The following is a 23,086-nucleotide window of genomic DNA, read 5'->3' on the forward strand; positions in this document are numbered from 1 at the left end:
TTCAAATGCCGCGACGGAACGGGCCAAGCAGGGGACAACGAGCATGACGAAAATGGTGAGACAGCGTCTTCTGGGTGCCGCCGCGCTGACGGTCGCGCTCGCGACGGGCGCCGTGGCCCAGGACAAGGTGGTCAACGTCTACAACTGGTCCGACTATGTCGACGAATCCGTGCTGCAGGAGTTCACCAAGGAGACCGGCATCAAGGTGGTCTACGACGTGTTCGACAATCAGGACATCGTCGAGACCAAGATGCTGGCCGGCGGCTCGGGCTACGACGTGGTGGTGGTGACCGGTCCGTTCCTGGCCCGCCAGATCGCCGCCGGCGTCTACCAGCCGCTCGACAAGTCCAAGCTGCCCAACCTTTCCAACATGTGGCCGGAGGTGACCAGCCGCGTCGCCGAATACGATCCGGGCAACCAGTATGGCGTCGACTACATGTGGGGCACCACCGGCATCGGCTACAACGTCGAGAAGATCAAGGCGATCATGCCCGACGCGCCGGTGAACAGCTGGGACATGGTGTTCAAGCCGGAGATCGTCTCCAAGTTCAAGGACTGCGGCGTGCAGTTTCTCGACGCTTCCGAGGAGCTGATTCCGGCGGCCCTCAAGTATCTCGGCAAGAACCCCGACTCCAAGAATGCCGCCGACATGGAGGAGGCCGGCAAGCTCCTGGCCTCCGTCAAGCCCTATGTCCAGAAGTTCCATTCGTCGGAATACATCAACGCGCTGGCCAACGGCGACATCTGCCTCGCCGTCGGCTATTCCGGCGACATCCTTCAGGCGCGCAACCGCGCCGCCGAGGCCAAGAACGGCGTCACCATCCAGTATGTCATTCCCAAGGAAGGCGCCAACATGTGGTTCGACATCATGGCGATCCCCAAGGATGCGCCCAACCCTGACGCCGCCCACGCCTTCATCAACTTCATGATGAAGCCGGACGTCATCGCCAAGTCGTCCAACTATGTCGCCTATGCCAACGGCAACCTCGCCTCGCAGAAGTTCATCGACCCGGCCATCCTCTCCGACGTCTCGATCTATCCGGACCAGGAGACGCTCGCCAACCTGTTCTCGACCACGCCCTATGACGCCAAGGCCCAGCGCGTGCTGACCCGCGTCTGGACCTCGGTCAAGACGGGCATGTGAGCCGGCGGCGCCGGGTGCGGCGCCCTGTTCGCTCCCCGCGCCGACAAGAACTGTCGAAAAGCGCCCGGCCGTCTGGCCGGGTGCTTGCATGTGACCGGCTGCGGTGGCACGCCAGTGGTTTGGTGAAACGAGGATTCCGACGATGATCGAGGCGGTTGGGCCGATCAAGCGCAAGTTTGCTCCCTGGGACGATCCGGCGCTGAAGCCGTTCATCCGCTTCGAGAACGTCACCAAGCGCTTCGGCGACTTCACCGCCGTGGACAATCTCACCCTCGACATCTACGAGCGCGAGTTCTTCGCCCTGCTGGGGCCGTCGGGCTGCGGCAAGACGACGCTGATGCGCATGCTGGCCGGCTTCGAGCAGCCGACCGAGGGCCGCATCCTCCTGGACGGCAAGGACCTCTCCGGCATCCCGCCCTACAAGCGGCCGGCCAACATGATGTTCCAGTCCTACGCGCTGTTCCCGCACATGACGGTGGAGGGCAACATCGCCTTCGGCCTGAAGCAGGAGGGCATGGACGCTACGAGCATCGCCACCCGCGTCGCCGAGATGCTGGAGCTGGTCAAGCTGGAGAAATTCGCCAAGCGCAAGCCGCATCAGCTCTCCGGCGGCCAGCGCCAGCGCGTGGCGCTCGCCCGCTCGCTCGCCAAGCGGCCGAAGGTGCTCCTGCTCGACGAGCCGCTCGGCGCCCTCGACAAGAAGCTGCGCGAGGAGACCCAGTTCGAGCTGATGGACATCCAGATGGAGCTGGGCATGACCTTCCTGATCGTCACCCACGATCAGGAGGAGGCGATGACCGTCTCCGACCGCATCGCCGTCATGAACCACGGCGTCATCGCCCAGATCGGCACGGCGTCGGAGATCTACGAGCAGCCAGCCTCGCGCTACGTCGCCGACTTCGTGGGCGACATCAACCTGATCGACGGCAAGGTGACGGCGGTGGCGGACGGCGTCGCCACGCTCCGCTGCGACGGCGTCGACGCCACCATCGTCGCCGAGGCCGGGCCGGGCGGCATCGCCGTCGGCGCCGAGGCCAGCTTCGCCATCCGGCCGGAGAAGGTGCAGATCGCCATGGAGCCTCCGCCCGCCGGCACGCCCAACGTGCTCGCCGGCGAGGTCTGGGACATCGGCTATCTCGGCGACATCTCGGTCTATCGCGTCCGCCTCGCCGGCGGCTCGATCGTCAAGGCCACCGTCGCCAACCTGACGCGCATCGTCGAGCGGCCGATCACCTGGGAGGACAAGGTGTTCCTGACCTGGCCGGTCGACGCCGGCGTCATCCTGGTGAAGTGAGGGGAACGGCCATGGCGGAGCGCAGGACGCGAGACGTGAAGCCCTTCCTCGGCAAGTGGGCGCTGGTGGCGGTTCCCTATCTCTGGAGCCTGCTGTTCTTTCTCGCCCCGTTCCTGATCATCTTCAAGATTTCGCTGTCCGAGACGGCGATCGCCATGCCGCCCTACACGCCGGTGATCGCCGGCGTCAGTGACCTCTGGACCAAGCTCTCCGACTTCACCTTCGACAACTACGTCTTCCTGACCGAGGACCCGCTCTACTACTCGGCCTATCTCTCCAGCCTCAGGATCGCCCTCGTTTCGACGGTGCTGCTGCTGATCGTCGGCTATCCGATCGCCTACGGCATGGCGCGCGCCCCGAAGTCGCTGCGCAACGCCCTGGTCATGGCGGTGATCCTGCCGTTCTGGACCAGCTTCCTGATCCGCGTCTACGCCTGGATCGGCATCCTGAAGCCGGAGGGCCTGCTGACCATCGCCTTGCAGGGCCTCGGCATCCTCGGGCCGAACGAGCAGGTGCACATCTACAACACCGAGATCGCCGTGTTCATCGGCATCGTCTACTCCTACCTGCCGTTCATGGTGCTGCCGCTCTATGCCGCGCTCGAAAAGCTCGACGCGACGCTGCTCGAAGCGGCCGCCGACCTCGGCTGCCCGCCGACCAAGTCCTTCTGGGTGATCACCTTCCCGCTGTCGCTGCCCGGCGTCATCGCCGGCTGCTTCCTGTGCTTCATCCCGATCGTCGGCGAATTCGTCATCCCCGACCTGCTCGGCGGCTCGGAGACGCTGATGATCGGCAAGACGCTGTGGGCCGAGTTCTTCAACAACCGCGACTGGCCGGTGTCGTCGGCGGTGGCGGTGGTGCTCCTGATCATCCTGGTGGTGCCGATCGTCATCTTCCAGAACCAGCAGAAGAAGGCCTGAGGAGCGCGCCATGAACAAGACGACGAGCTGGTTCAACGTCACCTCGCTGGTGCTCGGCTTCGCCTTCCTCTACGTGCCGATCCTCATCCTGATGGTCTATTCCTTCAACGCCTCCAAGCTGGTCACCGTCTGGGGCGGCCTGTCGGCGCGCTGGTACGTCGAGCTGGTACACGATCAGGCGATCATCGACGCCGCCTGGGTGACCATCCGCGTCGGCTTCCTGTCGGCGTCGTTCGCCACCGTGCTCGGCACCATGGCGGCGCTGGTGCTCGACCGCTACCGCAAGTTCCATGGCCGCGCGCTGTTCTCGGGCATGGTCTACGCGCCGCTGGTCATGCCGGAGGTGATCACCGGCCTGTCGCTCTTGCTGCTGTTCGTCGCCATCGGCTTCGACCGCGGCTTCTGGACGGTGGTGATCGCCCACACGACGCTCACCATGTGCTTCGTCGCCGTGGTGGTGCAGTCGCGCCTCGTCACCCTCGACCGCAGCCTCGAGGAAGCCGCCCTCGACCTCGGCTGCCCGCCGGTCAAGACCTTCTTCCTGATCACCCTGCCGCTGATCCTGCCCGGCGTCGTCGCCGGCTGGATGCTGGCCTTCACGCTGTCGCTCGACGACCTGGTGATCGCCTCCTTCACCACCGGCCCCGGCGCCACCACGCTGCCGATCAAGATCTACTCGATGGTCCGCCTCGGCGTGACGCCGGAGATCAACGCCATCTCCACCATCCTGATCTCGGTGATCGCCGTCGGCGTCATCGTGGCGTCGGTGCTGTCGCACCGCTCGCAGGTGGAGAAGGAGAAGGCCGAGCGCGCCGTGTTCCTGGCCGGCTGAGCGTTTGGGGGCGGCGCACCAACCAGCCGCGACCACATTTGTCCGGCCGCGTGGAGTGGAATTTTAAGGGCGACAGAAATACTCCGCCACTCCGACCTCGGGGCAATTGCCGGCCTAAGCCTTTTGCTCATAAAGTGCTTTCGGGTGAACCGGACGGGGGGCACCCGCGCAAAGACGGCTTGCAATTCTTCTGGCTTATCGTAAGTTAGAAGGATTCTAACCAAGGAGGTTGTCATGCGTGGGAATGAGAAAGTCATTGAACGGCTGAACGAAGCGTTGTTTCTCGAACTTGGCGCCGTCAATCAGTACTGGCTGCATTACCGTCTCCTCGACGACATGGGCATCACCAAGTTCGCCAAGAAGGAGCGCGAGGAGTCGATCGAGGAGATGCATCACGCCGACCGGCTGATCTCCCGCATCATCTTCCTCGAAGGCCACCCCAACCTCCAGACCATTCCGCCGCTCCGCATCGGCCAGACGGTTCGCGAGATCCTCGAGGCCGACCTCGCCGGCGAGATCGACGCACGCACCTCCTACCGCGCCTCGCGCCTCCTCTGCGCCGAGGAAGGCGACTACGTGTCGATGGAGCTGTTCACCGACCTCCTGAAGGACGAGGAAGGCCACATCGACTTCCTGGAATCGCAGATTTCGCTCTACGACAAGATCGGCGAGGTCGCCTACATCCAGCTCAATTCCGACAGCACCGACAAGGTCGACTGACGCCGGGGCCCGCGATTACCGGCCTGGCGACGGACGGCGGGAACGGCACGGTCGATGCGGCGGCGCCGCCGGGCATCGGAGGGAAGGCATGTCGGCCTGTTCCCGCAAGCGGAAGGATGAAGATCATACCAAGAGGCATTGAAAATGACTCTTGGTACTCCGCTTGCCGAATTCTCATGCGCCTGATGCAGATGAGAATTCGGCAATCGATTCAATGAGCGGATACGCCAGCATCTTCGCGAATTGGCATCAGGCATCGGCGGCGACGCGGCGCCGGTTCGGCATCTTGTCACGATAGGCGCGCTGCTGTTCGACGATCTGCTGCCGGCGTTCGGCAAGGTCGTCGGCGGCGAGGCGCTTCTCGATATGCGCGTTGATGATGTCGATGGCCAGCGGAAAGCAGCCGCAGCAGCGGCCGCGCGTGCCGAGCCGGCGGTAGACGAGGCCGGGGGTGATGACGCGCAGCGGCATCTCGGTCAGGAGTTCGTCGACGGCTCCCTGAATGTCTTCGACGGTCAGGACGTTGCAGTGACAGACGATCATCGACGGACTCCGGGGCGCGCCCTCGGCGGCGCCCTTGGCTCATTTGCCGGGCGGCGGCCGGTGTTCCCGACCGACTTTGTTGATAATCATTATCAAGTTCATTTGCAAGCGCGGGCAAGCCCTCGGGGCCTCATCGCAGACCTGCCGGGCGGCCGACGCAGGGCTCAAGCCACAGCGAATACGGGATTTTCCGGAGGATAGGCGTGAAAAACACCCGGCGGAGCGTGCCGCCGGGTGTGGCGTTCCGTCCGGGCGTCGCCGGCCGCTACTCGGCGAGCACGCGCGTCGACGGGAAGGTGATCTGGATCATCGTGCCCTGGCCGGGCGTCGAGTCGATCTGGAAGGCGGCGCGGTTGGCTTCGACCAGCGCCTTGGTCAGCGGCAGGCCGAGGCCGGTGCCGCCGCCGGTGCGCGAGGTCGAGAGCTGGCGGAACGGCTCCATCGCCTTGACGATATCGCCCTCGCTCATGCCCTGGCCGGTATCGCGTACCCGTAGCACCACCTCGCCGGTGTCCTCGTAGAGCGTCGAGATGATCACCTGCCCGCCGGCCGTGTTGAACTTCACGGCGTTGGACAGGAGGTTCAGCACGATCTGCCTGAGGCTGCGGCTGTCGGCCACCACTGGCGGCAGGCTGGACGACAGCGAGGTACGGATGATGATCCGCTCGCGGTTGGCCTGCGGCTGCATCAGCGCCGCGCATTCCCGCACCACGTCGTTGAGCCCGACCGCCTCGAAGGTCAGTTCGAGCTTGCCGGCCTCGATCTTCGAGAGGTCCAGGAGGTCGTTGACCAGACTCATGATGTGGGTGCCCGACACGTGGATGTCGCGCAGGTATTCCTTGTAGCGCTCGTTGCCCACCGGGCCGAAGCGCTCCTCCATCATCACCTCGGAGAAGCCGATGATGGCGTTGAGCGGCGTGCGGATCTCGTGGCTCATCTTGGCCAGGAAGTCGGACTTCTGCGACGAGGCGTTCTCGGCCGCCTTCTTGGCCGAGGTCAGTTCCTCCTCGGCCCGCTTCCACTGGGTGATGTCGCGCAGCACGGCGCAGAACTTGGTCGGCGACACCCGGCCGACGGTCATGAACAGCGGCACCAGGCCGCCGCCGGCCACCCGGCCGATGACTTCGCGGCCGTCGTTGAGCACGCTCGAGAGGGCGTTGCGGCTGAGGCCGTCGAGATAGTCGAGGGCCGAGCGGTGGCTTTCCGGCGCCAGGAGGTCGACGAAGGCCATGCCGATCATCTGCGACCGCTCGCTGCCGAACAGCGCCTCGGCCGACTTGTTGGCGCCGATCACCAGGCCCTTCTGGTCGAGCACCAGCACGCCGTCGGTGGCGGTGTCGAGGATGGCCTCCATGTCCTCCACCCGCTGCTCTGCGGTGGCGAGGCGGTCGCGGCTGGTGGTCGCCGCCGTTTCCTGCACCACCAGCAGCGAGGCGATGCCGCTGGCCATCGGCATGGAGTGGAGGCGCGCCGACACCGGGATCTCGACGCCGTCGCGCCGCCGCACGGTGGGGATGGCCGCGTCGCGGTTGAGGGCGGCGCCCTCGAACACCTGGGCGAAACCGCCGTCGGCCTCGATCGCCGCCACGTCCGGATAGCCGGAGAGGTCCAGGAAGGCGCGGTTGGCGTGAATGATGTTGCCGTCCCTCAGGATGGCCAGCGCCACCGGCAGCTTGTCGAGCAGCGCGATGTCGATCGACGGCCCGGTGTTCGGCGCCGTCTCGATCGCCCGCGGCCGGGCGATCACCGACCGGTCGGACGATTCTGAGACGATGCGCGGCCCGAAGGCATCGGCCAGCGCCTCGGCGATCTTGTCGAAGGCGTCGCGCTCAGGCTTGGACAGCCCTCGCGCCTTGTCGTCGCCGAGGCTGGCGAAGGCCGTCCGGTGCGGCGCCGGCGATTCGGGCTCTCCGGCAACCGGCGGGGCGGGGGGCTCGGGCTCTGCGGCGGCTTCGGCCGGAGCTTGCGTCTCCTCCGCGACCGATTCCTCGGCTTCGGTCAACTCGAGAATGTCGGATTCGGCTTCGATCTCGGCCGGGATTTCCGGCCGCTCCGCGACCGATTCCCCGACGGCGACATCCTCGACGACGTCGGCCGGCGCCTCCGGCTCCTCGACCGTCGGCTTCTCGGCGGTGACATCCTCGACGACGTCGGCCGGCGCTTCAGGCTCCTCGGCCGTCGGCTCCCCGGTGGCGATATCCTCGACGACATCGGCCGGCGCTTCCGGCTCCTCGGCCTTCGGCTCCTCGGTAGCGACATCCTGGGCGACGTCGGCCGGCGCTTCCGGCTCATCGGCCGTCGGCTCCCCGGCGGTGACATCCTCGACGACGTCGGCTGGCGCTTCCGGCTCCTCGGCCGTCGGCTCCCCGGTGGTGACACCCTCGACGATGTCGGCTGGCGCTTCCGGCTCCTCGGCCGTCGGCTCCTCGGCGGTTACATCCTTGACGACGTCGGCCGTCGCTTCCGGCTCATCGGCCGTCGGCTCCCCGGCGGTGACATCCTCGACGACGTCGGCTGGCGCTTCCGGCTCCTCGGCCGTCGGCTTCTCGGTGGCGATATCCTGGGCGACGTCAGCTGGCACGGGCTCGTCAGGCTCGGCTGGAGTCTTCGGCTCGTCGCCGGCCGGCTCGTCGATCGATGTCGGCTCCTCGTATGCGGCCTCGATCTCGACGGCAGCTTCGGTCCCGGCGGGTTCTTCCACCACCCCGGCGATGTCCTCGGTCGGCGCATCGATATCGGCAGGCGGGAGAAGATCGGCCCCGGCCGCGGCTTCCTGCTCCTCGGCAACCGGCTCGTCGACCGGCGTCGGTTTTTCGTGTGCGGCCTCGAAGGTCTCCTCGACGGCCACGAGGGACTGTGTCACCCCGGCGTCCGTACCGACGTCGGCGGTAGTCTCCGGCTCATCCGCGGCGATCGGTATGGGCAGAAGTGGCGCGTCCGGTTCGGAGGCGGCGATCGGCTCGGCCGGTACCGGCGCCTCGAAGGCGGCACCGGTCTTCAGCACGCCGAAGCCCCGATAGCCGAGGAACGCCCGCTCGCGGCCGAACACCGGCATGCCCGCCAGATCGGATGGCACGCGCAAGCTCTCATTCTCCACCGGCCAGTCGACGGTGAGACCGGTGAAGGTATCGCGGCGGCCGAGCGCCTCGGCAACGCGGCCCGCCGGATCGAACTCAAGACGGCCCGCCACCTCGCTCCAGGTGCGGCCGATGATGTCGGACATGCCGGGACCGACCGTCTCGGCGAGGTCGGACGACACGAAGGTGAAAGCGAGCAGCGGATCCAGCTCGAACACGAAGCGCACGGCACGGCCGTGGCGCGGGAAGGAAAACAGCGGTGCGGCAGGCTCGGGCACAGCCTCAGGTTCGGGCGCCGCCTCTTCGATCGCGGCTCCCCCGGCAGCGGTCCCGACGGTCTCTTCAGGCTCGGCGGAGACCTCTTCGCGGGGCTTTCCCGGTTCGGACGCGATCTCCTCGGCAACGGCCCTGGCAGCTTCCTCCGGCTCGGCAGCAGGTTCTTCGGCTATCTCGTCAGGTTCCGGCGCGGCGTCTTCCGGCTCTGGAGCCTCTTCCTCGGCAGTAGCGTCGACGACATCTTCAGGCTCGGCGGCGACTTCTTCGGCGGCCTCTTGCCGTTCGGGCGCGATCTCCTCGGCAACGGCCTCGGCAGCTTCCTCCGGCTCGGCAGCGGGTTCTTCGGCTATCTCGTCAGGTTCCGGCGCGGCGTCTTCCGGCTCCGAAGCCTCTTTCTCGGCAGTAGCGTCGACGATATCTTCAGGCTCGGCGGCGACTTCTTCGGCGGCCTCTTGCCGTTCGGGCGCGACCTCTTCGGCAACGGCCCCGGCAGTTCCCTCCGGCTCGGGAGCCATTTCTGCGATTGTTTCTTCCGGCTCCGGCGCGGCTCCCTCGGCAGCAGCCTCAACGGCCTCTTCAGGCTTGGCAACGGCTTCCCCGGCGGCCTCTTCCGGTTCGGGCGCGACCTTCTCGGCAGCATCGTCCGGTTCCGGAGCGGCTTCCGCGGCAACGGCCTCGGCAGCTTCCTCCGGCTTGGTTGCCATGATGGCTTCCGGCTCGGTCAGGACTTCCTCGGCGGCGACCTCGACCACTTCACCCTGCTTGGGCGTGATTTCCCCGACCAGCGGTTCCTCGGCCGGCGCCGCCAGAGCCGACGCGGGCCGCGCAGTGGCCGCCAGGGCGGCGAAGGCCGTTGCCGGATCGCCGGCCAGCGAGCCCGTGCCGTCGACGATGGTCAGCAGGATCGCCTTGACGCCGTCGATGGCGACGCGGCTCGCCTTGCACACCGTCGGGCGCGGCAGGAAGCCGCGTTGCAGCGGCAGCCGCTCGATCCGGTCCTGGCCGCTGGTCAGCGTGTCGTCAAGCGCGGCGATGCGGCGGGCAAAGGGCGAGCCGGACGCAAAGCGCAGCGCCGCCAGCTTGTCCACCGTATCAACGCCGAAGAAGGCGGCGCCGGCGGCATTGGCCCACAGAAGCCGCGTACCGGAACGATCGACCACCACGGCTGGCCGCGTGTCGGCGGCGAGCATCCTGCCGCTTTCCGTCTGGCTCAGGACTGTGAACAGATCGGCTCCCCCGGACATGCCGCTTCTCCACCTTTCCCGACCCCGAAGCGTCTGCGGCCGGCCGTGCCGGCGGCAAACGCCCGCCCGGCCATACGGGCCGGTTAATACCCGGCCCCTGCGGTATCTTCGGTCAACCATACGTTAATAGTATGGCAGCCGCTGGCGCGCCACACTCCATTGTGTCGCGATCCCGGCAACTTTCCGATAACCTTAACTTCAAAATGCTGCCGCCAATACCTGCCGCCCGGTCCCGGCGGGTACGGTGCCGCAAGCCTCCGAACAGCCTTCCCCGCCAAGGAGATGACGGACGGACGCCAGCCCGGTCGGCCTCGAATGGCGGTTTTCTCAGGAAAATGCCGCTCTTGCGTCCGGCTGAGCGGCGGCGGGGGGCGGCGCGTGCTGCCGACGGCGGATATGTCATGCTCGTTGAACAATGGCCGCTTCCCGCCACGCATTCAGTATTTCGGCAAGGTTTCTGATCAAGGATGGTCATCCGCGCCGCCTTCGGAGGAGGGCGGCGGGCCGCCACCGGTACAGCATGGGCGATAGCCATGACGGATGAGCCGATCGCAGTTGAAGGTCAAGGACGGTTGATGGCGACGGAGCCGTCGCCCGGAGCACCGGCCAGCGGCGGCCGATCGCCGTTTCCGGTGATCGAGGCGGTGGGGCGCTTCGCCGCCCGGCCGTTCATGATCGCGCTGCGGCGCGGCCTCCTGCTGTCGCTGCCGCTGGTGCTGGTCGGCGCCTTCGCCCTCTTCATCACCACCATCGCCGCATTCCCGGCTGTCGCCGAACTGCTGGGCGGCGGCGCCGACATCGTCCGCGCCGTCTGCGCCTCGATCATCGACGCCACCTTCGGCCTGGTGGCGCTGGTGGTGGTGATCGGCTTCTCCCATTCGCTGGCCGCCCTGACCGGCTCACCGGCCGACCGTTATCCGGTCAGGCCGTCCGGCGCCAGCGTGGTGGCCCTGACCTGCTTCTTCATCACCGTGGCTCCCGACACGCTCGACCAATGGAAGGCCGCCCTGTCGGCGGGACGCGGGCTGCCGGCCGCCCTGGCCGTCGCCATCAGCGCCAGCTATCTGTTCCTGTTCCTGGCCCGGCGGCCGCTGTTCCGTCTGACGCTGCGCGGCTCGGGTGGCGATCCGCTGGTCGGCGATCTGTTCTCCATCCTGCCGGCCGGCGCCGTCACCATCGCCGCCTTTGCGCTGGTCCGGCAGGCGCAGGTGGGACTGGGCGCTCCGGATCTGACCTCCGCGCTGTCGGCCGTTATCGAGGCGCCGTTTTCCGGCGCCGGTCCATCGGCGCTGTTCGCCGCTGCCTATGCGCTGGCCAGCCAGGTGATCTGGTTTCTCGGCGGCCACGGCGCCAACATCATGGCGCCGGTGCTGGAGCACATCATGTCGCCGGCGGCCCAGGCCGCCGCCGACGGGCAGGGCCGCGCCATCACCTGGAGCTTCTTCTCCGTCTACACCGCCTTCGGCGGTTCCGGCGCGAGCCTCTGCCTGATCGCCGCCTTGCTCCTCGGCGACCGCGATCCCTCCACCCGCCGCCTCGCCTGGCTGTCGCTGCTGCCGGCGCTGATCAACGTCAACGAACCGCTGGTGTTCGGCCTGCCGCTAATCCTGAACCCGGTCTATGCAGCGCCGTTCATCCTGACGCCGGTGGCGCTGGCGCTGCTCGGCTACGGTGCCACCGTCCTCGGCTTCGTGCCCCCTGCCGACCTGGCGGTCTCCTGGACCATGCCGCCGCTCTTCAGCGGCTATCTCGCCACCGGCTCGCCGGCCGGCGCCGTGGTGCAGGCGATCGGCATCGTCGGCGGCACGCTGATCTATTGGCCTTTCGTCCGCATCGCGGCGCGCCTCCGGCACGTGGCCAACGCCGAGGCGCTCAGCACGTTGCTCGTCGCCGCCGAGGCCGACGAGACGGCGCAGTCGCGCCGGCTGATCGACCTGCCCGGCACCGCCGGCCGCTTCGCCAACGCGCTCGCTCAGGACCTCGCCGAAGCGCTGAAGGCGCCTGACAAGCTCTATCTCAACTATCAGCCGCAGATCTGCGTCGAGGAGCGGCGGGTGTTCGGCGTCGAGGCGCTCCTGCGCTGGAACCACGACGTCTACGGCCCCATTCCGCCGCCGGTGACCGTGGCGCTCGCCGAGGACATGCGCATGATCGACCAGCTCGGCGAGCACGTGCTGCGCCTTGCCTGCCGCCAGCGCGCCGACTGGGGCAATGCGGTGGCCGACGACCTCGTCGTGTCGGTCAACGTGTCGCCGCGCCAGCTTCAGGAGCCCGGCTTCGACAACATGGTGCTGCGCGTCCTGGCCGAGGAGGGGCTGGAGCCGCGCCTCCTCGAACTGGAGATCACCGAATCGACCTCCCTCGCTCCGGCGTTGCAGGCGGTCGAGGCGTTGCAGCGGCTGCGCGAGGTCGGCATCCGCATCGCGCTCGACGATTTCGGCATGGGCCACACGTCGTTGCGCTACTTGCGCGAGCTGCCGCTCGACACGCTGAAGATCGACCGTTCGCTGACCTTCAGCAGTCATGGCGACCTCAACGAGCACGTCATCCGCTCGATCGTCGCGCTGAGCCGCACGCTCGGCCTGACGCCGGTCGTGGAGGGCATCGAGCAACCCGAGCAACTGCCGCGCTTCGTCGATCTCGGCTGCGCCCGCTTCCAGGGCTACCTGTTCTCGCAGCCGCTCGCCGGTGGACCCTGCCTCGACTACATCCGCGCCAACACCCGCGTCTCCTGAGACAGGGCGGGCGAGCCGTCTGGGATCGGTGGAAAAAGCGTGTTACCACCTAGCCCATCGACCGCGCGGCCGGCGGATCGCCGGAACGGTCGCACGCGCATGCGATGGGAGACAGCATGGCCATCACTTCGTCGACGGCGCTCGCCGCCATCATCGACCACACCATCCTGCGGCCGGACGCCACCGAGGCGGACGTCGAGCAGTTCTGCGCCGAGGCGCTTCAGTGGAACTTCGCGGCCGTCTGCGTCAACCCGCTCTACGTGCCGCGCGTCGCGGCGACGCTGCGCGGCTCCGCCGTCAGGGCCTGTTCGGTGGTCGGCTTTCCGCTCGGCGCCGCACCAACCGTGCTGAAGCGCCATGAGGTGGAATGGGTGGTCGCCGAGGGTGCCGCCGAGGTGGACATGGTGATTTCCATCGGCACGTTGAAAAGTGCCGGCGCCGGGCCCATCGGCGAAGAGGTCGCCACCCTCAAGGCGGCCTGCGGTGACGCGCGGCTCAAGGTGATCCTGGAAACGGCGCTGCTCACCGACGAGGAGATCGTTGCCGCCTCGCTGGCCGCCAAGGCGGCCGGCGCCGACTTCGTCAAGACCTCCACCGCCTTCACCCAGAAGGGCGCCACCGTCGAGGCGGTGGCGCTGATGCGCCGCACCGTCGGGCCGGAGATGGGCGTCAAGGCGTCCGGCGGCATCCGTTCGTTCGCCGAGGCGATGGCGATGGTGGCGGCCGGCGCCAGCCGCGTCGGCACCAGCCGCGGCGTCGCGCTGATGCGCGAAGCGCTCTTCGAGGGCTGAGACCGATCAGGGGCCCGCGCCCGCCCCGGACAAGGGCGGGCGCGGCGACTTTCGGGGAGCGGTCAGCCGCTGGCCTTGTCGAGAAGCTCGATCTCGGCCGGCGTCAGGTGCAGTGTCGCCGCGTGGGCGAAGCTCTCGACATGCGACACCTTGGTGGCGCTGGCGATCGGCGCCGTGACGCCCGGCCGGGCCATCAGCCAGGCGAGCGCCACTTCGGCCGGCTTGGCGTGATGGGCCTCGGCCACCTGGTCGAGCGCCGCCAGGATGCCGAAGCCGCGCGGGTTCATGTATTTCTCGACGCCGCCGGCCCGGCTGCTGCCCTTGAGGTCGTCGGCCGAGCGGTACTTGCCGGTAAGGAAGCCGGAGGCCAGGCTGTAATAGGGGACGACGCCGATCTCCTCGCGCATGCAGAGATCGCGCAAGTCGCCGTCGAAACGGTCGCGCTCGGCGAGGCTGTAGTTGGGCTGGAGCACCTGATAGGCGGGAAGGTGCCGGTCGCGCGACACGGCGAGCGCGGCGGCGAGCTGCTCGGCGTTGACGTTGGAGACGCCGACCGCCCTGACCTTGCCGGCGGCGATCAGCCTGTCATAGGCGCCGAGCGTCTCCTCATAGGGCGTGTCGTCCGGCCAGTGCGAGAAATAGAGGTCGACGCGGTCTATGCCGAGCCGGCCGAGCGACCGGTCGATCGCCTCGGTCACCCACCTGGCGCTGAGGCCCTTCTCGCCGGGGCGGCCGAGGTCGGAGCCGACCTTGGTGAAGATCTTCAGCTTGTCGCGGAGGCCCGGCCGCGCCTTCAGCCAGCGGCCGATGATCGTCTCGGATTCGCCGCCCTGGTTGCCGGGCTTCCAGCGGGAATAGGAATCGGCGGTATCGATGGCATCGAAGCCGTGGTCGACGAAGGCGTCGAGCACGTCGAAGCTGGCCTTCTCGTCGATGGTCCAGCCGAAGACGTTGCCGCCGAACACCAGCGGTGCGATGTCGAAGCCGGTTTTCCCGAGCGGGCGCTTTTTCATTTTCCTCTCCGGTCGTTGGCGACGGCCCTCCTCGGCCGTCCCTTTCCCGGAAGGAGTATAGGAGCCTCGTCGCCGGCCGTCATGCCCGCGCTTGGAACGATCCACGAAAGGCTGCGTCGGGATGAGAGGTCAGAACAGCACGTCGTCGAACAGCTCTTCGCCGCCCGGCGCGGCGGCGGGCACCGGCGTCGACGCCCCCGGCGGTACATGGGCCACTTTCAGGATTTTCTGGTGGATGTCGCGCTCGGCGGCCATGGTGTAGACGGCGTAGAGCCGCTCGGAGAAGCTGGCGTACCGGTCGGCATCGGCCGCCGGGGCGAGGCCGTCGTCGCCGCCGAACAGCCGGCGGCAGGCGTCGAGATGCTCGCCGAGATCGCGGCGGAAGTCGATGTCGCGGGCGATGTGAGCGATGCGCTCGGCCACCGCGTTGCCGCTCTCCGCCGCCTCGGCCAGGAAGCGGCCGGTGCGGGCGCTGGCCTCGCGCAGGGTGACGACGGCGCCGTCGATCTCGCCGACGATGTCGATGTGCCGGTCGGTCGCCTCGCCGTCGATGTGCTCGGCGGTCTCGCGCATGGCCGACAGGCGTTGCAGGATGTCCTCGGCGGCGACGCCGAGCCGGGCGGCGTAGGTGTTCATCTCCGCCGCCACCACGCCCACCGCCCGGCCCCTGGCGCCGAGCCGGTTGCTGCGGAGGTAGGCGTTGATGGCCAGACAGCGGATGTCGTCGCGCACGCTGCGGATGTTGCCGATGTTGCCCATGTTGCTGAGCAGCTCGGTGGCGACGCGCTTGGTGGCGGCATAGGCGGCGGCCGCCAGATTGCCCGACAGCTCGATGTCCTTGACGACGCCGCGGGCCAGCGCCACGCCGGCCTCGATCGTCTGCATCGCCTCGCCGCTGTCGCCGCCGGCCCGGCCGGTCAGCGCCAGCACGTGCTCGGCCTCGCCGGCCAGCCCCTCGATCGAGGCGACCACCACCCGCGTCTGCTCGGCAAAATCGGCGATCAGCGCCGAGGTCTGGGCGGCCAGCAGGCGGATGCCGACCCCGGCCAGCGCTTCGGCCTGCCGCTCGGAGCCGCAGCGGTCAAGCTCGTCGATCAGGATGGCGATGCCGGCCTGTACATGTTCGATACGCTGGCGGGCGACGTCGCCGACCTGCAACGCCGACAACACCTTGCCGACCTTGTCCTGCACCGACCGCGCCACGCCCTCGACGCCGGTGGCGAGCCGCCTCAGCTCGGCGCGGCGGTGATGGACGGCGGCCAGCGCCTCGGTCAGCATCGAGGAGACGGCCGGCACCCGCTGGGCAAGGTTGCCGCCGCCGGCGCAGGCCGCCGCCACCTGACCGCTCAGCTCGCCGACCTTCTCGGCGAACACGTCGATCTGCTCGATGGCCGAGCCGACGTATTTGTCGACGTCGTCGGCGAACTGCACGAATTCCGGCACGCCGGCGCCGGCGATGCGGGTTTCCATGGCGCAGGTGGTGAGATAGCGCAGCGAGCGCTGCATGTCGCGGATGCGCGGGGCGATCGCCTCGCCGTCGGAAAGAACGGAGGCGAGGCGCCGGCCGGCGGCGGCGTCGGCGGCGGCGAGATCGGCAAGGCCGGTCAGCGTGGCGGTCAGCCGGGCGGCGGCGGCGTCGCAGGTCTGGTCGTCGAGGGCGCCGGTGATGCCCTCGATCGCCCCCAGCAGCCGCGCCACGATGTCGTAGGCGGTCATCAGCGCCCGGCCGCCCGCGACGAAACGCTCCTCGATGCGCGATCGGGCGGCCTCAAGTTCGTCGGAAACCGCGCGGAGATCGGCCTGCCGGGCCATGCTCTCGGATGCCACTCGTCTCTCCTGTGCTCGGTTCGCAGCCTTTCAGAAAAGAATGAAATATCTGTTCACCATGAGAGTCCGGCGGATCGGGCGGCGAGAGCGCTTCCAACCCGGCCGTCAAACGTGCGATAAGCCCGTGCATCGCATCCCCGAACGGACATCGCCGACCATGATCGAAAAGCCGCCTCGCGCGGGCAAGCGCCCGACGATCGCCGACGTGGCGCGCCTCGCCGGCGTGGCGCCGGCCATCGTGTCGCGGGCGCTGTCGCCCAGCCGCCGGCCGGTGTCGCTGGAAAAGAAGGAGCGGGTGCTGAAGGCGGCGGCCGAACTCGGCTACCATCAGAACCCCCTGGCGCGCGGCCTCGCCACCAAGTCGATCGACCTCGTCGCGGTGATCATCAACCACCTTTCCGACCTCTCCGACCTCGACCTGTTCGATCCGCTCCTCGAGGGCATCCAGTCGCTCGGCAAGCAGGCGATCCTGATCCGCGTCGGCCGCACCAAGCGCATCGACGACTTCCTGCGCAATTCGCTCAGCTACCACGTGCATGCGGCGCTGGTGTTCTCCGACTTCGCCGGCGCCGGCGAGGTGCGCGCCCTGTTCCACAGCGACAACGTGCTGATGCTGAACGGCCGGTTCGACGCCGAGAGCGCCCGCATCCGCATCGACGAGGAGAGCGGTATCGCCGAGCTGGCCCGCCACGCCCGCGGCCGCGGCGTCGGGACGGCGGCGCTGGTCACCGGCCGGGCCAGTTCGCTGGTCGAGGAGGCGCGCGTTGCCGCCTACCGGACGGCCTGCAACGCCGTCGGCATCCGTCTCGTGCGCGAGGTGAGCGGCGACTATTCCTACGGCTCCGGCCGTGAGGCGGCGGCGGCGATCGCCGGCGCCCTGCCGGACGCCGTGTTCTGCACCTCCGATTCCATGGCGATGGGCGTGATGGACGGCCTCGGCCGCGACGGGCTGCGGCCGCCGGCCGACTACCTCATCTACGGCTTCGACGCCGTCGACAGGGGCAATTTCGCCGCCTACGACGTCTCCAGCGTCGGCTTCGACCGGACGGCGCTGGTAGCCGGCATCCTCGCCTACCTGAAGGTGCCGGGCGAGTTTCCGGCGACCGGGATCGACATCCCCACCCGCTTCATCGCCCGCGCCACCGGCTGAGGCATCGGCGCATCAGCCGATGCGGCGGCAATACGAAAACCCCGGCGCCGGGGATGCCGGCGCCGGGGCTTGACGGGTGGCGATCTCCGTCGGGGATTACCAGAGCGGGGTCAGCACCGGCGGGTTGGCCTTCTCGCCCCACCACTTCTTGTAGTTGGCCTCATAGGCGCCCGACTGGATGTAGTCGGAGACGAACATGTCGACCCAGCGCTGGAACTCCGGATCGCCCTGGGCGATGGCGATGCCGATCGGGTCGTTGGAGTAGAGGCCGGGCAGGGTGGTCAGCGACGGGTCCTTGGTGGCGAGGTAGTCGAGCATCGACGAATCCTCGATGCCGGCGTCGACGCGCTTCTGCTTGAGCAGCAGCACGCCGTCCGGCGAGAAGTTGTCGGTGTAGACCAGCTCGGCGGTGGGCACGGCGCGCTTCAGGAAGGTCTCGCCGGTGGTGCCGCGACCGACGACGACCTTCTTGCCGGCGAGGCCCTCGAGCGAGGTGATGCCGGCGTCGGCCTGCACGATGATGCGGAGGCCGGCCCGGTTGTAGGGGATCGAGAAGCTGACCGCCTTGGCGCGGGCCAGCGTCGCCGAGGTGTTGGCGACCACCAGGTCGAGCTGGTTGGACACCAGCATGGAGACGCGGGCGTCGCCGGAGACGTCGGTGAACTCCACCTTCACGCCGAGCTTGTCGGCCAGCATGGTGGCGACATCGACGTCATAGCCGATCGGGTTGTTCTGGTCGTCGCGGAAGCCGATCGGCTCGCCGCCCAGCGACACACCGATGCGGATGGTGCCGGCGTCGAGAATTTCCTGCAGCTTGGCGCCGGCGCTGGCGCTGCCGACCAGCGCGAGGCAGACGGCGGCGGCGGTAAGCGTTGTCTTCAGAAGCCGATGCATGTCCTGTCTCCTTGATGAATCAGAGCTGTTCCGATTGCCGCCGCTCGGGCGCGGCCATGCCGGGTTCCCAGAACCAGTAGGAAACCGGCGTGTCGCCCCGGAGCGTCACGACGCGATGCTTATTGTTTATGTCGAGCGCATGAATGACCACCTCGCCGATGAAGCCACCCCTGAGGGCGAGGAGGTCCTCGGCGGCGCGCTCCACCGCCGCATCGAGGGAAAGGCCGAATTTCAGTCCCTGCACCACGGCGTGCGAGGTGGCGCAGCGCATGGTCATCTCGCCGGTGTGGGTGCAGGCGGCGGCGCCGTAGCGGCTGTCGGCATAGAAGCCGGCGCCGGGAATCGGGCTGTCGCCGAGCCGGCCGGGATATTTCCACGCCCAGCCGGAGGTGGAGGTGGCGACGGCGGCGTTGCCGCCGGCGTCGATGCCGAGGAAGACCGTGGTGTCGCGCACCCGCTCGGGATCGGTGATGGCATTGGAAAGCGGGATCAGCGGCACGTCGGGGAAGGCGGCGCGCGCCTTCTCGTCGAGGAGGTCGTCGAGCTTTTCCCGCCAGACCCGCTTGCTGTCGGGGAACAGCACGTCGTCCTCGGTGAAACCGATTTCACTCGCGAAGCGCCGGGCACCTTCGCCGGTCAGCATGACGTGCGGCAGGCGGGCCATCACTTCGCGGGCCAGCGCGGCGACGTGCAGCGTGCGCGGCACGGCGCCGACCGCGCCGACGGCGAGCGTCGTGCCGTCCATGACGGCGCCGTCGCATTCCATGTCGCCGATCATGTTGGGCCAGCCGCCGTAGCCGACCGAGCGGACGCTCGGCGCCGCCTCGACGCGGCCGATGCCGGTCACCAGCGCGTCGAGGGCGGCGCCTCCGGCGGTGAGGATGCCGACGGCTTCGGAAAAGCCGGGCTCGGCCTCGGTATTGGCAAGGAGGATCAAGGCTCAGTCCTTCTTCAGCTTGGACAGGAACTGCCGGATGCGCGGCACGGCGAGGCCGCCCTCCTCGGCGAAGAAATCGGCGGTCGGCAGGTCGACGATCAGTTCGCCCTGTTCGAGGAAGACGATGCGGCTCGAAATGTGGCGGGCGAACTCGATCTCGTGGGTGACGAACACCATGGTGGTGCCGTCGGCGGCCAGCTCGGCGAGGATGCGCAGCACGTCGCCGGTCATCTCCGGATCGAGCGCCGAGGTCACCTCGTCGAGCAGCAGGTAGCGCGGCTGCATGGCGAGCGCCCGGCAGATGCCGACGCGCTGGCGCTGGCCGCCGGAAAGCTGCTGCGGATAGGCGTCGGCGTGGGCGGAGAGGCCGACCCGCTCGAGCAGCGCCCGGCCGCGCGCCTCGGCCTCGGCCTTCGGCAGCTTCAAGACCTCGATCGGGGCGAGGGTGATATTCCCGAGCGCCGTCATGTGCGGATAGAGGTTGAACAGCTGGAACACCGTGGCCGACGCCCGCCGGGCGGCGACGAGGCCGGCCTTGGTCGAGACGTCGTGACCGTCGACGGTGATCCTGCCGCCGGAGAGCTGTTCGAGGCCATTGATGCAGCGGATCAGCGTCGACTTGCCGGAGCCGGAGGCGCCGAGGATGGTCACCACCTCGCCGGGCGCCACCGTGAGGTTGACGCGCTTCAGCACGGGCATGTCGCCAAAGCGCTTCTCGACATTCTCGGCGACGATCATCAGATGCCTCCCCATTGGGCGGACTTGCGCAAGGCCGCCTCGATGCGGCCGCCGAAATGGGCGAGCGTCTTCGCCGCCGTATAATAGATGAGGCCGATCACCGCCCAGACGATGAAGGGTTGCAGCGTCCTGAGATTGAGGATGTTGCCGATCTTGGTCAGGTCGAACACGCCGATCACCGAGATCAGCGAGGTGACCTGCAACTGGTTGACCAGGATGCCGATCAGCGGTCCCACCGCGAAGGCGGCGGCCTGCGGCGCGATGATCAGCCGGAGGATGCGCGCGCGGGACAGGCCGAACACCTCGGCCGCCTCGATCTGCTCGCGCTCGATCGACTCGATGCCGGACCGGAAGATGACGAAGGCAAAGGCGGCGGTGTTGAGGCTGATGGTCAGCGTCGCCGCCTCGACCGGCGTCATGCGGACGTGCAGGAAGGCTGGGATGCCGAAGAACACCAGGAACAACTGCACCAGCACCGGCGAGTTCTTCAGCGCTTCGGTGACGACGACGATCACCGGCCGGCAGCCGGGGACGCGGTAGTGGTGAACGACGGCAAGCAGCAGGCCGAGGAGGAGGCCGATCACCGTCGTGCCGACGAAGAGGGCCAGCGTCACGCCGAGGCCCTGCAAGAGCAGCACGATGTCGTAGGGCGTGAAGTCGGCGTAGCGCATCAGCCCCCCGTCATGAAGCGGTTGAGGCGGCGGTGCGCCGCCGAGATGGCGAACGACATCAGCGTGGTCAGCGCGGCGTAGAGCACCAGCAGCACCGCGTAGACCTCGAACGGCTTGAAGGTGGTGGCGGCGACGATCTTGGCGGCGCCGGTCAGCTCGTTGACGGTGATGGTGGAAAGGATCGACGACGTCAGGATCAGGTTGATCAGCACCGAGCCCATCGGCCGCACCGAGACGCGCAGGGCGATCGGCAGCACGATGCGGGTGAAGATCTTGACGCGACTGAGGCCGGACACTTTGGCCGCGTCGATCACGCCGGGATCGATGGTCAGGATGCCCGAGAGGATGACGTCGGAGACGAAGGCGCCGCCGGCGATCGACAGGGCGATGACGCCGGTCTCGAAGGCGCCGATGTAGATGCCGAGTTCGGGCAGGCCGTAGAAGAAGAAGAACAGCTGCACGAGGAAGGGCACGTTGCGGAACACGTCGCCGTAGACATTGGCGATGCCGCGCACGAGGCGGTTACCCGACGAGCGCATCGAGGCGGTCAGCGCGCCGAGCAGCACCGCGCCGATGACGGCCAGCAGGCAGGCGGCCACCGTCAGCGCGAAGCCTTGCAGCAGGAAGCCGATGTAGGGCTCGATCACCCTCCAGAAGCGCAACCCTCGTTCCCCCGCCGTTTTTATTGTGAAAGCGGTTTCACTTTGTGTAGGGACAATTCCCGAGGCTGTCAAGCAAGCCGCTTGGCTCCTGCTCGCCGGCGGCCGGCGCCTCGATGAAGCGGCGGCCATGGGCGGGCAGCGGCGCGACGCGCGACCAGATAACTCTCGAACTCGATCGGCCGGTTGTCCATGACGGATCCTTGCAAGGTTGTCGGGTGGTCAGGGGATGAGCACCGAGGCGCCGCTGGTCGCCCGGCCTTCCAGCGCCCGGTGGGCGTCGGCGGCGTTGGCGAGGGCAAAGCGCTGACGCACCTCGGCCCGCACGGCGCCGGCGGCGAGGCGGGCGAACAGGTCGGCGGCGCGCGCCTCAAGTTCGGCCCGCTCCTCGATGTAATGGAACAGCATCGGCCGGCAGGCGGACAATGAGCCGCCCTGCGCCAGCATGGCCAGCGAGAATCCCTCGATCGGCCCCGACGACTGGCCGAAGGAGACGAAGGCGCCGCGTTTCCGCAAGCATCGCAGCGAGCCGGCCCAGGTGTCGCGGCCGACGCTGTCGTAGACGACGTCGCAGCCGCGGCCTTGGGTGATGTCGCGCACCACGGCAACGAAGTCGTCGCGGCGGTAGTCGATGACGTGGTCGTAGCCGTGGGCGCGGGCAAGTTCCGCCTTCTCCGGCGAGCCGGCGGTGCCGATGGCCGTGGCGCCCAGCGCCTTCAGCCATTGCCCCATCAGCAGGCCGACGCCGCCGGCCGCCGCGTGCACCAGCGCCACGTCGCCGGCCTTCACCGGAAAGGTCGAGGTGACGAGATACTGCACCGTCAGGCCCTTCAGCATGACGGTGGCGGCGATCTCGTCGGAAATGCCGTCGGGCAGCCTGATCAGCCGGTCGGCGGCGATGATGCGGCGCTCGCGATAGGCGCCGAGCGGCGTCGTATAGGCGACGCGGTCGCCGACCGCCACGCCCTCCACCTCAGGTCCGACGGCCTCCACCACGCCGGCCGCCTCGGCGCCAACTATCAGTGGCGTCTCCGGCCAGGCGTAGAGGCCGGAGCGGTAGTAGGTGTCGATGAAGTTGACGCCGATGGCGGTGTGGCGGATGGCCGCCTCGCCGGCGGCGGGCGCGCGATCGGCGACCTCCTGCCAGCGCAGCGCCTCCGGGCCGCCGGGGGCGCCGAGCACAAGGGCTTTCGACATGCCGATCTCCGTCAGGCCAGGAACTGCGGATCGACCGGCACTTGCAGCGCCTGCACGATGGCGTTGGTCTCGGAGGCCATGCCGATCACCGACAGCAGCTCGGCATGCATGCCGTCGGTCATGCCCTTGGCCTTGGCCTGTGCGGTATGGGAATGGATGCAGTAGCCGCAACCGTTCACCGTGGAGACGGCGATGTAGATCATTTCCCTGACCACCGGCGACAGCTCGCCCGGCGCCACCATCACCTCCTTCAGGCTGGCCCAGGTGCGCTCGAGGAGCTGCGGCTGGTTGGCGAGGCCGCGCCAGAAGTTGTTGACGAAGTCCGACTTGCGCGTAGCGCGGATGTCGTCGAACACCGCCTTGACGCGCGGATCGGCCTCGGCCTCGGCGTCGGTCCAGAGTTTCACGGTGGACATGATCTCTC

Annotated in this window: 19 protein-coding genes; 8 read left to right on the forward strand and 11 right to left on the reverse strand. The window is 68.2% G+C overall.

What is annotated here, in order from left to right:
- Positions 1-52: 52 nt before the first annotated feature.
- From H512_RS0116765 to bfr, 5 genes are all read left to right on the forward strand, one after another.
- A complete protein-coding gene (locus H512_RS0116765) occupies positions 53-1,144 on the forward strand; it encodes a polyamine ABC transporter substrate-binding protein (RefSeq protein WP_036792307.1) in 1,092 nt (363 codons plus the stop codon).
- 142 nt (positions 1,145-1,286) lie between these two features.
- Positions 1,287-2,438: an ABC transporter ATP-binding protein gene (locus H512_RS0116770; protein ID WP_026784427.1), complete on the forward strand. Its 1,152-nt coding sequence runs from the start codon at positions 1,287-1,289 to the stop codon at positions 2,436-2,438.
- Between the two features lie 11 nt (positions 2,439-2,449).
- Positions 2,450-3,358, forward strand: coding sequence for an ABC transporter permease subunit (locus tag H512_RS0116775; protein WP_036792280.1), 909 nt, complete (start codon positions 2,450-2,452; stop codon positions 3,356-3,358).
- A 10-nt stretch (positions 3,359-3,368) separates the two neighbouring features.
- Entirely contained in the window at positions 3,369-4,190 is an 822-nt protein-coding gene (locus H512_RS0116780) for an ABC transporter permease (RefSeq protein ID WP_026784429.1), read from the forward strand.
- 234 nt (positions 4,191-4,424) lie between these two features.
- Positions 4,425-4,910, forward strand: a complete 486-nt coding sequence (gene bfr, locus H512_RS0116785) for a bacterioferritin (RefSeq protein ID WP_026784430.1) — start codon at positions 4,425-4,427, stop codon at positions 4,908-4,910.
- Positions 4,911-5,159: 249 nt separating this feature from the next.
- Here the strand turns inward: bfr and H512_RS0116790 are convergent, their stop codons facing one another.
- Both H512_RS0116790 and H512_RS24565 read right to left on the reverse strand, forming a co-directional pair.
- On the reverse strand, positions 5,160-5,453 hold the full coding sequence (locus tag H512_RS0116790; protein WP_026784431.1) for a (2Fe-2S)-binding protein: 294 nt from the start codon (positions 5,451-5,453) through the stop codon (positions 5,160-5,162).
- 265 nt (positions 5,454-5,718) lie between these two features.
- Positions 5,719-10,050 (reverse strand): PAS domain-containing sensor histidine kinase, encoded by a 4,332-nt coding sequence (locus tag H512_RS24565; RefSeq protein ID WP_053239984.1) that lies wholly within the window; start codon positions 10,048-10,050, stop codon positions 5,719-5,721.
- Between the two features lie 575 nt (positions 10,051-10,625).
- On the opposite strand from H512_RS24565, the gene H512_RS0116800 reads away from it, so the two are divergent.
- Positions 10,626-12,785: an EAL domain-containing protein gene (locus H512_RS0116800; protein ID WP_053239985.1), complete on the forward strand. Its 2,160-nt coding sequence runs from the start codon at positions 10,626-10,628 to the stop codon at positions 12,783-12,785.
- Between the two features lie 116 nt (positions 12,786-12,901).
- Positions 12,902-13,576: a deoxyribose-phosphate aldolase gene (gene deoC / locus H512_RS0116805; protein ID WP_026784433.1), complete on the forward strand. Its 675-nt coding sequence runs from the start codon at positions 12,902-12,904 to the stop codon at positions 13,574-13,576.
- A gap of 62 nt (positions 13,577-13,638) precedes the next feature.
- Here the strand turns inward: deoC and H512_RS0116810 are convergent, their stop codons facing one another.
- The gene (locus tag H512_RS0116810; RefSeq protein WP_026784434.1) at positions 13,639-14,589 is read right to left on the reverse strand and encodes an aldo/keto reductase; all 951 of its coding nucleotides are present in this window, start codon (positions 14,587-14,589) and stop codon (positions 13,639-13,641) included.
- Between the two features lie 129 nt (positions 14,590-14,718).
- Positions 14,719-16,416, reverse strand: coding sequence for a methyl-accepting chemotaxis protein (locus H512_RS0116815; RefSeq protein WP_156899550.1), 1,698 nt, complete (start codon positions 16,414-16,416; stop codon positions 14,719-14,721).
- A gap of 157 nt (positions 16,417-16,573) precedes the next feature.
- Between H512_RS0116815 and H512_RS0116820 the strand changes: the two genes are divergently transcribed.
- A complete protein-coding gene (locus H512_RS0116820) occupies positions 16,574-17,566 on the forward strand; it encodes a LacI family DNA-binding transcriptional regulator (RefSeq protein ID WP_026784436.1) in 993 nt (330 codons plus the stop codon).
- A gap of 96 nt (positions 17,567-17,662) precedes the next feature.
- On the opposite strand, the gene H512_RS0116825 is transcribed toward H512_RS0116820, so the two are convergent.
- From H512_RS0116825 to H512_RS0116855, 7 genes are all read right to left on the reverse strand, one after another.
- The gene (locus H512_RS0116825) at positions 17,663-18,460 is read right to left on the reverse strand and encodes a transporter substrate-binding domain-containing protein (protein ID WP_026784437.1); all 798 of its coding nucleotides are present in this window, start codon (positions 18,458-18,460) and stop codon (positions 17,663-17,665) included.
- A 19-nt stretch (positions 18,461-18,479) separates the two neighbouring features.
- Positions 18,480-19,397 (reverse strand): isoaspartyl peptidase/L-asparaginase, encoded by a 918-nt coding sequence (locus H512_RS0116830; protein ID WP_026784438.1) that lies wholly within the window; start codon positions 19,395-19,397, stop codon positions 18,480-18,482.
- A gap of 3 nt (positions 19,398-19,400) precedes the next feature.
- Positions 19,401-20,135 carry an amino acid ABC transporter ATP-binding protein gene (locus H512_RS0116835; RefSeq protein ID WP_026784439.1) on the reverse strand — a complete coding sequence of 245 codons (735 nt, stop codon included), beginning with the start codon at positions 20,133-20,135 and terminating at the stop codon, positions 19,401-19,403.
- Positions 20,135-20,806: an amino acid ABC transporter permease gene (locus H512_RS0116840; RefSeq protein WP_026784440.1), complete on the reverse strand. Its 672-nt coding sequence runs from the start codon at positions 20,804-20,806 to the stop codon at positions 20,135-20,137. Before H512_RS0116840 ends, H512_RS0116835 begins: the two co-directional genes overlap by 1 nt.
- Positions 20,806-21,468, reverse strand: a complete 663-nt coding sequence (locus H512_RS0116845) for an amino acid ABC transporter permease (protein WP_026784441.1) — start codon at positions 21,466-21,468, stop codon at positions 20,806-20,808. Before H512_RS0116845 ends, H512_RS0116840 begins: the two co-directional genes overlap by 1 nt.
- Before the next feature lie 219 nt (positions 21,469-21,687).
- The gene (locus tag H512_RS0116850; RefSeq protein WP_026784442.1) at positions 21,688-22,662 is read right to left on the reverse strand and encodes a quinone oxidoreductase family protein; all 975 of its coding nucleotides are present in this window, start codon (positions 22,660-22,662) and stop codon (positions 21,688-21,690) included.
- An 11-nt stretch (positions 22,663-22,673) separates the two neighbouring features.
- Entirely contained in the window at positions 22,674-23,078 is a 405-nt protein-coding gene (locus H512_RS0116855; protein WP_026784443.1) for a carboxymuconolactone decarboxylase family protein, read from the reverse strand.
- Between the last annotated feature and the right edge of the window lie 8 nt (positions 23,079-23,086).

This window comes from Pleomorphomonas koreensis DSM 23070 (assembly GCF_000425185.1).
GTDB classification, from domain to species: Bacteria; Pseudomonadota; Alphaproteobacteria; order Rhizobiales; family Pleomorphomonadaceae; genus Pleomorphomonas; species Pleomorphomonas koreensis.